Origin of the sequence: Nitrobacter winogradskyi (assembly GCF_006539545.1) — a bacterium.
GTDB classification, from domain to species: Bacteria; Pseudomonadota; Alphaproteobacteria; order Rhizobiales; family Xanthobacteraceae; genus Nitrobacter; species Nitrobacter winogradskyi_A.
On the sequence record NZ_BJNF01000046.1, the window covers coordinates 52,329 to 63,360 of the forward strand.

Sequence of the window (11,032 nt, forward strand, 5' to 3'; positions counted from 1 at the left end):
GAGCCTCCGCGCTGTCCGAGGGAGTTGAAACGATGCCGACACAGAATTCCGTTCCGTCGCAGCAGGTGCTGGAGCGTATCCTGACGCTTGAAGTCGTGCGGGTGACGGAACGGGCGGCGGTGTCGGCGGCGCGCCTGCGCGGTCGCGGCATGGAAAAGGCATCGGATCAGGCCGCGGTCGATGCGATGCGACGCGAGCTCAACAATTTGCCGATCGACGGTACGGTCGTGATCGGCGAGGGCGAGATCGACGAGGCGCCGATGCTGTTCATCGGCGAAAAGGTCGGCAACACACGCGGCCCACGGGTCGATATCGCCGTCGATCCGCTCGAGGGAACGGTGCTGTGCGCCAAGAACATGGCGGGCGCGATCGCCACCATTGCGATAGCCCAGGCCGGCACGCTGCTTCACGCGCCGGACTGCTACATGGACAAGATCGCGATCGGACCCGGCTATCCGAAGGGCACGGTGGATCTCGACGCGCCGGTGGAAGAGAACATCATCAACCTGGCCAAGGCCAAGGGGGTCAAGCCGACCGAGATCACCGCCATTCTGCTCGACCGGCCACGCCATGCGGCCAAGATCGCCGCGCTGCGCAAGCTCGGCACCGCGGTGAGCCTGATCAGCGACGGCGACGTCGCCGGCGTCATCCACACCGCCGAGCCGCGAACGGGAATTGACATCTATCTCGGCAGCGGCGGCGCTCCCGAAGGCGTGCTGTCGGCGGCGGCGCTGCGCTGCATCGGCGGACAGATGCAGACCCGCCTCATCATCGACAGCGAGGCGCTGCGCGAGCGGACGCTGCAAATGGGCATCGAGGATCCCAGAAAGAAATACGAGATCGACGACATGGTGAAGGGCGACTGCCTGTTCGCCGCCACAGGCGTGACATCAGGTTCGCTCTTGTCCGGCGTAAGATTCCGCAAGAAGGTGATCGAGACCGATACGGTGGTGATGCGTTCCGCGTCCGGCACCGTGCGTCGCATCAAGGCCGAGCATCGCAGGACGGACAGGTTCGACCAGAATTGAGAAAGCAGGCGACGTCGCCCCGGCCGACATCGCAAGGCGCGGACGACATCATGACCCTGCCAGCCTCCGCATTGCCTGTCGAAGCTCCTGACGCCTTTTTCGGTGTGTCGCATTCAGCGACGAGCCGTCTGTGGCGCGATCGCCTCGATCCACGAGGCGCGGCGCGCGCGCTGGCGATCGCGCAACGGCATCAATTGCCGGAGATGCTGGCGCGGGTGATCGCCGGACGCGGCGTCGACATCGATGCGGTCGCGGATTTTCTCGATCCCACCATCCGCCGGCTGATGCCCGATCCTTTCACCGTGACGCAGATGGAGACGGCCGCGCGGCGGCTCGCGGATGCCGCGATCCACCGCGAGACCGTCGCGATCTTCGGTGATTACGACGTCGACGGCGCGACCTCTGCGGCGCTGCTCGCCTGGCATCTGCGGCATTGCGGCCTTGATCCGCTGATCCATATCCCCGACCGCGTTTTCGAAGGCTACGGCCCCAACGTCGATGCGATCGATGCGCTCGCGGGCAGGGGCGCGACCTTGCTGGTGACGGTGGACTGCGGCACGACCAGCATCGAGCCGCTGGCGGTCGCGAGGCAGCGGGGGATGTCGGTCGTCGTGATCGACCATCACCAATGCGGCGACGACCTGCCAGAGGTCGAGGCGCTGGTGAATCCGAACCGCCCTGACGATCTTTCCGGCCTCGGTCATCTCGCAGCCGTCGGTCTGGTTTTTGTCACGCTGGTCGCGCTGAATCGCGAACTGCGCCGGCGCGGTTTCTGGAGCGGCGAGCGGCCGGAACCGAATCTCCTGGACATGCTGCATCACGTCGCGCTCGGAACGGTCGCCGACGTCGCGCCGCTGACCGGTCTCAACCGCGCCTTCGTCGCGAAGGGATTGATCGCGCTGCGCCGCCGCGATCATGTCGGCCACACCGCGCTGATGGATGTGGCGCGGCTGAGCGGCCCGCCGGAAGCCTGGCACCTCGGCTTCATGCTGGGGCCGCGCATCAACGCCGGCGGCCGGATCGGGCGCGCTGACCTCGGCGTCCGGCTGCTGCTCGAAGGCGATGTGTCCGAAGCCGCGCGGATCGCCGCCGAACTCGATCGCCTCAATGCCGAACGCCGCGTGATCGAACAGACCGCCGAAGCCCAGGCCGAAGCCGAGGCGCTGGCCTCGCTCGGTCTCGAGGACAAGGGGTCCGTCATCGTCACCGCGTCCGAGGGCTGGCATCCGGGCGTGGTCGGTCTCGTGGCGTCGCGGCTCAAGGACAAATTTTCACGTCCCGCTTTCGTTGTCGCGCTGGAGCCCGGTGGCATCGGGACCGGCTCGGGGCGTTCCATCGGCGGCGTCGATCTCGGCAAGGCGGTGCGGCGGGCCGTGGCGGACGGCGTGCTGCTCAAGGGCGGCGGCCATACCATGGCGGCCGGCGTGACGTTGCGGAAGGAGCAGCTTGCGGAATTCCGCGCCTATATGGAAACGGCGCTCGCCGCGGATGTCGCACAGTCGCGCCACGTCCGCGAGCTTTTCATCGATGGCGCGGTCAGCGCGCGGGCGGCGACGCCCGAATTCGTGGCGACGCTCAATCGCGCGGGACCGTTCGGCGCGGGTAATCCCGAGCCGGTGGTGGCGTTGCCCGCTCACCAGTTGATCCATGCCGACGAGATCGGGCAGGCCCACCTTAGGTTGCGGCTCAGATCCGGGGACGGCGCGATCTTGAACGGCATCGCGTTTCGCGCGGTCGGACAACCGCTCGGCAACGCTCTGGCCCAAATGCGGGGCCAGTTGCTGCACGTGGCGGGATCGCTGGCGGTGGACCGCTGGCAGGGCGCGGAGCGCGTGCAGCTGCGCGTGGTGGATGTCGCGGTGCCGGATCCAGGACCGAAGACAATTCGGTAGGTGACGATCAAAAGCGGGATGACCAGTTCCCGCGCTACAATCCCTGTCTCAGCTTCGCCAGCACTTTCAGTCCGGCATAGCCATCAGGCGGCAGTCCGACGCGAGCCTGGAAATCCTTCACTGCCTTCATGGTGTCGTTGCCGACGCGGCCATCGGTGCCGCCGGTGTCGAAGCCGGCTTGGGTCAGACGCGTCTGCACCTCCTGCACTTCGGCCAGCGTGAGCGCGCGTTCCGATCCGGGGAAGGGCTGGATAAAGGGCGGAGCGCCGAGGATGCGGTCGCCGAGATGACAGATCGAAAGTGCGTAGTTCATGGACGGATTATAGCTGCGCACGGCATAGAAATTCGGCCCCAGCAGAAACGCGGGGCCGCCCGGTTCCGGGATCCAGAGCTTGGCTGAAGCATTCGGCTGCGGAAACGCCTGACCGTCGGCGCGCTGCACGCCGGCCGCCGCCCAGGCGGCATAGCTGCGGCTGCCGCTCGCGCCGCCGGGTGCGCGCACCTCGTATCCCCAATGCTCGCCGCGATGATACCTGCCGCGCTTGATCAGGTAGCGCGCGGTCGAACCCAGCGCATCGTCGGGTTTTCCGAACGGCGAGACCCGGCCGTCGCCGTCGTAGTCCATGCCGACGTTGAGCCAGACTTCCGGCATCCACTGGCTGTGTCCCATCGCGCCGGCCCACGAGCCGCGCATCTCCTCCGGCGTGCTCCAGCCCTTGTCCACGATGCGCAGCGCATTGATGAGCTCGGTTTCCCAATAGGCGCGCCGCCGCGGCTCGTTCCAGGCCAGCGCCGCCAGCGAAGGAAACACCGGACGCATGTGGTTCTTCTGCACTAGCGGATCGCCGAAGGCGGTCTCGACGCCCCACAGTGCGAGCAATGTTCCGCGCTCTACCCCGAAATCGCGCTCGATCCGCGCGAACAGCGCGTCGTTCTTCCGCAGCGCCTCCTTGCCGGCGGTGATCCGCCAATCCGAGACGCGACGGTTGATGTACTGCCAGATCTTTTCGTGAAACTCCGGCTGTTTGCGCATCTTGTTGAAGACGCTCATGTCCGGCTCGATCCGGCCCATGCAGCGGCTCCAGGTCGCGCTTGAAACACCCTTGGCCAGCGCGCGGGCGCGGAAGCCGTCGTGCCATTGCTCGAACCCCTGAGGCATGGCGGCGAGAGCAGGGAAGGGCGCAAGCGCCGCCACCGCTCCGAGACATCGCAACGCGCCGCGCCGGCTGAGCCGGATGTGAGAATCGGGGACTGTCATGCAGCGAGCATAACGGAGCGAAGCACTCCGCAGCAAAGCTTCATTGCGTCGCGGGAACTTGACCTTCCCTCAATCCTTGGCGCGCTCGACGTAGGAGCCGTCCTCGGTCATCACCACGACGCGGGTGCCGACGGCGACATGCGGCGGCACGCCGGTGCGGACCCCGTTCGACAGCACGGCGGGCTTATACGACGAGGACGCGGTCTGCCCCTTGGTGACAGGCTCGGTCTCAACCACTTCGAGCGTCACCCGCTGCGGCAGCGTGATGGCCACCGGCACCATGTCGTGCAGGGACAGTTTCACCACCATGTTTTCCTGCAGATACGGCGCGGCGCTGCCGACGATATCCTTGGGCACCTGGACCTGATCGTAGGTCTCGGCATTCATGAAGTGGAAGCCGTCGCCGTCTTCATAAAGGAAGGTGAAGTTGTGATCCTCGATGGTGGCGCGCTCGACCTGGTCGGTGGTCTTGTAGCGCTCGGAAATCTTCACGCCGTCGCTGATCCGCCGCATCTCGATCTGGCTGACCGGGGTTCCCTTGCCGGGGTGGATGTTCTCCGCGGTGAGGACCACGTAGAGCTTGCCGTCTTGCTCGATGACGTTGCCCTTGCGAATAGAACTGGCGATGACTCTCAAGGCTGGATTTCCTAAGGTTCTGGCTTAAGGCCGGTCCGGACGGAACGTCCTGCGGCCTTTGAAGCGGTTTCGGGCCGCAACATACTGATTTGGCCCGTCGGCGCCAGTGTTTTGCGGCCGATTCCGGTCGATTGCTGAGGATGGATGGAAAGGATTTCCCCCTGGTGGGATCAGGCGAGACATGCGGACCGAAAGCCGTTCCTGAACGCGCGAACCGCCGTGACCAGGGCGCTGCGGGCATGGTTCGACGCGCAAGGGTTCGTCGAGGTCGAAACCGGTGTTCTGCAGGTGTCGCCGGGCAACGAAACCCACCTTCATGCGCCCCGCACGGCGTTGACGACGGCGGCCGGCGATCACCTCACGCGCTACCTGCGCACATCCCCGGAATTCGCCTGCAAGAAGCTGCTGGCGGCCGGTGAGCAGAAGATGGTGGAGTTCGCGCGGGTGTTCCGGGACCGCGAGCGCGGCGTACTGCACCTGCCGGAATTCACCATGCTGGAATGGTATCGCGCAGGCGGCTCCTATGAGGTGGTCATGGCCGACTGTATCGCGGTGATCGCCATTGCAGCGCGGGCGACAGGCATCGCGAGATTTTCGTTTCGCGGCCGGCAAGCCGATCCGCTCGCCGAGCCGGAACGATTGACGGTCGCCGCCGCGTTCAACCGCTTCGCCGGAATTGACCTCCTGGATACGGTCGTCGGCCGCGAGGGCGATCGCGCGGCGCTGGCGAAGGCGGCGCGAGGGCGGGTGCGGATCGCGGACGACGACAACTGGTCGGATATTTTCAGCAAGGTGCTGGTCGAGCATATCGAGCCGCGTCTCGGGCAGGACCGTTTGACGGTGCTGTCCGACTACCCTGCGCCCGAAGCCGCGCTGGCGCGGATCAGTCCGTCTGACAGCCGCGTCGCCGAACGCTTCGAGGTCTATGCCTGCGGTGTCGAGCTTGCGAACGGCTTCGGTGAATTGACCGACGCCGCCGAACAGCGCATCCGTTTCACGCAAGCGATGGACGACAAGCAAAGCCGTTACGGCGAGCGCTATCCGCTGGACGAGGATTTTCTGGCGGCCGTCGCCCGAATGCCGGAAGCGGGCGGGGTGGCGCTGGGCCTGGATCGGCTGGTGATGCTGGCGAGCGGCGCCTCAAAGATCGATCAGGTGGTGTGGACGCCGCCCGCGGAGGATGCATGAGCGCGCGGATCAATAAAGGTATCGTCTCGACATTGCGGCGTCCCGAAGATCTGATCGCTCACGGTCTCGCGCCGGCCGCGGCTCTGGCCGATCTCGAAAGGGTTGCCGCGCGCTATGCGATTGCGATCACGCCGGAGGTCGCAGGCCTGATCGATCCGGCCGATCCTGATGATCCGATCGCGCGGCAGTATCTCCCGAGCGCCGATGAACTGGCGGCGCAAGCCTGCGAACGCGCCGACCCGATCGGCGATCATGCGCATTCCCCAGTGGACGGCATCGTTCATCGTTATCCCGACCGGGTGCTGCTCAAGCTCGTTCACGTCTGCGCTGTCTACTGCCGCTTCTGCTTCCGCCGAGAAATGGTGGGGCCCGCCAAGGAAACCGCGCTGTCGAAATCCGCGACCGCGGCGGCGCTCGATTACATCCGGGCGCATCCTGAAGTCTGGGAAGTGATCCTGACCGGCGGCGACCCGTTGATGCTGTCGCCGCGACGGCTGGCCGAGATCATGGCCGAGCTTGCCGCGATCGATCACGTCAGGATCGTCCGCATCCATACGCGCGTTCCGGTTGCCGATCCCGCGCGCGTCACTGATGAGATGGCGGCGGCCTTTCGCACGGACGGCGTCACCACATGGCTGGCGCTGCATGCCAATCATCCACGCGAACTGACCGCGGCTGCGCGAGCGGCCTGCACCCGCATCATCGATGCCGGCATTCCCATGGTCAGCCAGTCGGTGCTGCTGCGCGGCGTCAACGATGACGCGGCGACGCTGGAGGCCCTGATGCGCGCTTTCGTCGAATGCCGCATCAAGCCCTACTATTTGCATCACGGCGATCTCGCGCCGGGAACGGCGCATCTGCGGACCACGCTGGAACAGGGTCAGGCCCTGATGCGGGCGCTGCGCGGCCGCGTGTCCGGCCTGTGCCAGCCGGATTATGTTCTCGATATTCCCGGCGGATACGGCAAGTCGCCGGTGGGGCCGGACTATATGTCGCCCTCAGATTTAATCTCCGGAGCAGGTGAACATCGGCCGGAATTGCACTATCTTATTACCGACTACTGTGGCGGCGTTCATCTCTATCCGCCGAAGCCATAGAGACTGAGAAGCTGACGCGCCGGGCAAGCGAGGCCGGCACAACCGGGGAACGCTGAAAACTTCACAACGTTCTCGCCAGTATCAGTTGCGGACAATGGAGCAGCGAGATGAGCAAGATCACTGTAATCGCGGTTTCAGCGGTTTTGATCGGCGCGCCCGCGGCGCTTGCGCAGTATCCAGCGGGAAGCGGGTCGTCACCCGGTTCGACCATCGACAGATTTTCGCGTGACAGCGCACCAATTGGCCACCGTCAACCGCGCCCAACCGATCTGCCTCCGGACAGCAGGGACGCGAGGGATCGAGATCGTCTCGACCCGGCCGATGCAGCTCTCCAGCGCAAGATCAAAAGCATCTGTCGCGGCTGCTGACGCTTCTGGGCCAGATTTCGTAGTTTAATCGGCCTGCGTCCGGGCCGATTAAACTTCGCTGTCGGAATGTGAAATGCTCGAACGCACTTTTCGCGCGGCGAGCGCTATTCCGATCAACGAAGCGCCACCGAATATCATGTTGAGACCGACCAGCAACCCGATGGCCCAACTCGCCGATCCCGGAAAGCCAATGATGATGACGCCCGCGATGATGATGTCCATCACTCCGGCGATGAGTAGCCAGCCCCACCGTTCCGAGAGTCTGCGGCGATGTTCAAGGGCATACATGATGGTGACGGCCCCTTCGGCGAGGAAGTAGGCGCCGACCACGATTGTGAGCGTCAGCATCCCCCGAATGGGCTGAACCAGCAGCAGTATGCCGACGAGAATGGCCAGCACGGCCGAGAGCAACGACCACCAGGAGCCGGGCGTCTTCTGCGCCCAGAAGGTAGCGGCTAGTCCGACAACGCCACCGACGAGAAAAAGCCAGCCGAGGAAGATCGTGATGGCGAGGCTCGCGAGCGGCGGCACCACGATGGCGGCCAACCCGAGAAGCACCAGCAGGACGCCTTTGAAGAGGAGGGCCTTCCAATGCTCGCGGACTTTGCTGCTCACTTTCAACTGAAGGCGTTCGAAATCTTGGGAAGGTGTCGTCATTGGCCGGCTCCATGAGCAAGAACGCGCATCCCCTCAGGGGGCCAGTGTAACGCAAGATGAGCCCAAAAGTACCAAAATCCTGGCGTGCGGCACGGTTCAGAGGTTGGCTTCATCACACGATGGGTTCGGGCATCTTCTGATCCCAAACCAACAAGCAATCATGAAGTTGCGCGCTTCCCTTCACCCCGAGCCTGCATCAGGGCCGCCAGCAGTCGGAACCCTTTTTCAGGGCAGGGGGCAATCCGGCCGCCACGATGCTGTGGGCCGGCTAAATCTGCCCTGCGTCACAAGCCATCCGTACCGCCATGGACGGCCGCCGTTCAGTCCCGCGCAATCTCTCCATTACAGGGCGCACTGTTCCAGTTGCCCCACGGAACGTTGGCAAGACTGCGAAAGTCGGTCGTCCGCGGTCGCCGCGTACGTTTTTCGTAAGCGCCGATAACCTTCTCGGAGGCGGTAATCTTACGGCGAAGATTGGCCGCCATTCGCAGCGTCTCGACGCGCACGCGCGGATCCGCGGTCTCGCCAAAACGGAAACGGCGAACCTCCATCTCGCGCAAAGCTTCGCGATGCTTTTTCAACTGGGCCCGATGCCATGCGATGGTGCTGTCGTTATCTGCCATCAAAAAATCCTCACTCCAACGGCGGCGGCGTTCTGAGCCGCAATGCAGAACGAGGGCCGGAACCTCGCGCAATTGCTGACTCCAACTGAACCAGTGGAGCGCAAATTCAGGCCAGGAAAATCGTCGCCGGATTCTGGTTAACCAGAGGTTAACAAACGCTCCCCGGGCCGGGTGTGGGGCGGGCGCCGCGCGCCGGTGACCTTCGATTTCCCGCGTCCGCAACGGGCCTCCGAAGGAAATGCGGATATCGGATCGACGAACCATAATCGTTGTTGACCGGCCGCAGTTTGCACGTAAAAGCACGGTCGCGAAAATTGCAGCTTTACGTTCCGATTTTCATGTCCGGCTGGACGCGGCGAAATCAAAAACAATGACAATTACCGGCCTCGATCGAGAAATCCTTCTTGCGCTCAATGCATTCGGCGGAGGAAACGACACCCTTTGGGAGTTCGCGAACAATTCGCTTTTCAGGGGATTTCCAGTGTTTTTTTCCCTTGTCGCGCTGTGGTTCGCCAGTGAACAGCCGGAGCGTCGCGGTCGTATGCTAGCCGGGCTGTTGGGGGTCTGTCTGGCGACCATGCTTTCGATCTGGTCCCAGTTTCACACCGCGGTCCACATACGTCCCATTCTGGACCCGGCAATTCCACTGGACACCGTCATTCCGCGAACACCCTGGGACCGAACGAATTCGTTCCCGAGCGACACGGCCACCTTGTTCTTCAGTCTTGCCGCTCTGGTTTTTGTCGAGAAACGATCGGCCGGGCTATTCTGCTTTGTCTGGGTAGCGTTGATCGTCGCGATTCCCAGAGTCATTGTCGGGCTCCACTATCCGAGCGATATCCTTGGTTCGTTCGTTCTGGGACCGGCGGTTGTTTTCATTCTTGCCGCGCTTCCATACCCGAAACGCCTGTTTGAACACGCTCTCACATGGTTCGAAGGCCGCCTGTATATTGTTCACGCGCTTCTGTTCATTTTTCTGGCGGACGCGTTCGACTTGTTCCCGAGCTTGCAGGCCCTGGGAAAGGTGCTTGCGCGATCGCTTCACTCCTGAGGCCGATGCAGCGGGCGTCAATTAGTTGCGCCTCATGGCTGCCCTTGATGACAATCGCCGGAGCGGGCGCCCGCCGACCGCAGAACGACGTAGCGCCAAGCGCACCGTTGCCATGATTCCCACATGCCAGAGCGCGGCATCTTCGAGCATTTCCGCTTTTGATTGAATCAGAAGCGAAGCTCCGGATTATTGTTCTGACGCGTTTTCTTCACGCGAACAGGTTTCCATCCCCGGGTCAAGCCCGAGGACATGCTTCGCTCGAAAACGCTATCGTTCGCCGATCCGCGCGGTGGCGCCTTATTTCGATTTCGAATGCTGCGACTTCCGCGAGTTGTGCTTGGTCTCCGACACTGTGGCGGAAGCTTGCTCCGAAAGCTGATCGAGGCGCGTGTGCAGCTTTCCTACGTCCGTTTGAAGAGCGTCTACGGTCGTCTTGAGGGACTCGGGATTCTTCGTCCCGGCGACCTTCATCTTGAGCGCATCGAAATCCGACACGGTGAAAGCGCCCAACTGGGTTTGTACAGCCGTGAGCTGGGACTCCAGGCCTTTGATTTTTTCATCGAGTTGAGAAGCATCAACGGTCGGCGGAGCCTTCATCTTGGCTTCAAGGAGAAGCAAGCGGCTTTCAAGTCCGGCGGTGGCGTCTGCGTGGGGCGCAGCCTGGTGCGCCGGAGCGGCTGCCGCCTTTGCTTCGCTCGAAAGCCGGCCAGTACTGTTCCATACCAAGGCCATGCTGCCGAAAAACATCACGCTGGTAACGGCTATGCCCAAGATCAGATTGGCGCGGTCGCGTTCACTCATCACGGTGCCTCCTTAGCGTTGCTTTACGTTGCTTACGTCCGTCGCGTTGCCTCCCTCAGAACCAGTTGCGAAGTATGACCGAGCTGCGACATCTTGTACAGGGGCGGCTTCGTGAGGGAGGCCGCCACGGCTCATTGTTCATCGCAGCATTCTGGACAGACGCGACGGAGAAATCCAAGTTCACGCCGGCTTGTAAAATGAATTTCCCTCGCGCCGCGATCGCGCGGCCCCACCTTGTATGGTAACGGTCGAAGGAGGCTGTCTACAGCCTTCTGGATTAAGGGACGCCTCATGGTTTCGATCCTTTTCACGCTCGTGTTTGTCGGCGTTATTCTGTTTATCGTCGGGGGGCGGATACTGAACCGTCTACGCGGCCGCTAGAGCTTCGCTTCTGATGGAATCAGAAGTGAATCTCTAGATTATTGTTTTGACG

Annotated in this window: 10 protein-coding genes; 5 read left to right on the forward strand and 5 right to left on the reverse strand. The window is 63.2% G+C overall.

All coding sequences use genetic code 11. From position 1 onward, the window contains the following. Positions 1-32: 32 nt before the first annotated feature. Both glpX and recJ read left to right on the forward strand, forming a co-directional pair. The gene (gene glpX / locus NWI01_RS09560; protein ID WP_141383625.1) at positions 33-1,028 is read left to right on the forward strand and encodes a class II fructose-bisphosphatase; all 996 of its coding nucleotides are present in this window, start codon (positions 33-35) and stop codon (positions 1,026-1,028) included. A gap of 50 nt (positions 1,029-1,078) precedes the next feature. After that, positions 1,079-2,920: a single-stranded-DNA-specific exonuclease RecJ gene (recJ, locus tag NWI01_RS09565; RefSeq protein WP_141383626.1), complete on the forward strand. Its 1,842-nt coding sequence runs from the start codon at positions 1,079-1,081 to the stop codon at positions 2,918-2,920. 34 nt (positions 2,921-2,954) lie between these two features. Here the strand turns inward: recJ and NWI01_RS09570 are convergent, their stop codons facing one another. Further along, positions 2,955-4,178: a lytic murein transglycosylase gene (locus NWI01_RS09570; RefSeq protein WP_141383627.1), complete on the reverse strand. Its 1,224-nt coding sequence runs from the start codon at positions 4,176-4,178 to the stop codon at positions 2,955-2,957. Positions 4,179-4,247: 69 nt separating this feature from the next. After that, entirely contained in the window at positions 4,248-4,814 is a 567-nt protein-coding gene (efp, locus tag NWI01_RS09575) for an elongation factor P (protein WP_011314903.1), read from the reverse strand. A 144-nt stretch (positions 4,815-4,958) separates the two neighbouring features. On the opposite strand from efp, the gene epmA reads away from it, so the two are divergent. Then, complete coding sequence (gene epmA / locus NWI01_RS09580; protein ID WP_141383628.1) at positions 4,959-6,002, forward strand: EF-P lysine aminoacylase EpmA; 1,044 nt, start codon at positions 4,959-4,961, stop codon at positions 6,000-6,002. After that, positions 5,999-7,099 carry a lysine-2,3-aminomutase-like protein gene (locus NWI01_RS09585; protein ID WP_141383629.1) on the forward strand — a complete coding sequence of 367 codons (1,101 nt, stop codon included), beginning with the start codon at positions 5,999-6,001 and terminating at the stop codon, positions 7,097-7,099. Before epmA ends, NWI01_RS09585 begins: the two co-directional genes overlap by 4 nt. Before the next feature lie 416 nt (positions 7,100-7,515). On the opposite strand, the gene NWI01_RS09595 is transcribed toward NWI01_RS09585, so the two are convergent. After that, positions 7,516-8,124 (reverse strand): HdeD family acid-resistance protein, encoded by a 609-nt coding sequence (locus NWI01_RS09595; protein WP_141383631.1) that lies wholly within the window; start codon positions 8,122-8,124, stop codon positions 7,516-7,518. A gap of 320 nt (positions 8,125-8,444) precedes the next feature. Then, complete coding sequence (locus NWI01_RS09600; protein ID WP_244613711.1) at positions 8,445-8,819, reverse strand: hypothetical protein; 375 nt, start codon at positions 8,817-8,819, stop codon at positions 8,445-8,447. A 166-nt stretch (positions 8,820-8,985) separates the two neighbouring features. On the opposite strand from NWI01_RS09600, the gene NWI01_RS09605 reads away from it, so the two are divergent. Continuing rightward, the gene (locus NWI01_RS09605; protein ID WP_141383632.1) at positions 8,986-9,798 is read left to right on the forward strand and encodes a phosphatase PAP2 family protein; all 813 of its coding nucleotides are present in this window, start codon (positions 8,986-8,988) and stop codon (positions 9,796-9,798) included. Between the two features lie 297 nt (positions 9,799-10,095). Here NWI01_RS09605 and NWI01_RS09610 read toward each other — a convergent pair whose 3' ends face one another. Next, the gene (locus NWI01_RS09610) at positions 10,096-10,599 is read right to left on the reverse strand and encodes a hypothetical protein (protein WP_141383633.1); all 504 of its coding nucleotides are present in this window, start codon (positions 10,597-10,599) and stop codon (positions 10,096-10,098) included. Between the last annotated feature and the right edge of the window lie 433 nt (positions 10,600-11,032).

Bases quoted from the DNA above. Each gene is read 5' to 3' on its own strand.
- glpX (WP_141383625.1), top strand. From the start codon at position 33: ATGCCGACACAGAATTCCGTTCCGTCGCAGCAGGTGCTGGAGCGTATC.
- recJ (WP_141383626.1), top strand. From the start codon at position 1,079: ATGACCCTGCCAGCCTCCGCATTGCCTGTCGAAGCTCCTGACGCCTTT.
- NWI01_RS09570 (WP_141383627.1), bottom strand. From the start codon at position 4,178: ATGACAGTCCCCGATTCTCACATCCGGCTCAGCCGGCGCGGCGCGTTG.
- epmA (WP_141383628.1), top strand. From the start codon at position 4,959: ATGGAAAGGATTTCCCCCTGGTGGGATCAGGCGAGACATGCGGACCGA.
- NWI01_RS09585 (WP_141383629.1), top strand. From the start codon at position 5,999: ATGAGCGCGCGGATCAATAAAGGTATCGTCTCGACATTGCGGCGTCCC.
- NWI01_RS09595 (WP_141383631.1), bottom strand. From the start codon at position 8,124: ATGACGACACCTTCCCAAGATTTCGAACGCCTTCAGTTGAAAGTGAGC.
- NWI01_RS09605 (WP_141383632.1), top strand. From the start codon at position 8,986: ATGCGGATATCGGATCGACGAACCATAATCGTTGTTGACCGGCCGCAG.
- NWI01_RS09610 (WP_141383633.1), bottom strand. From the start codon at position 10,599: ATGAGTGAACGCGACCGCGCCAATCTGATCTTGGGCATAGCCGTTACC.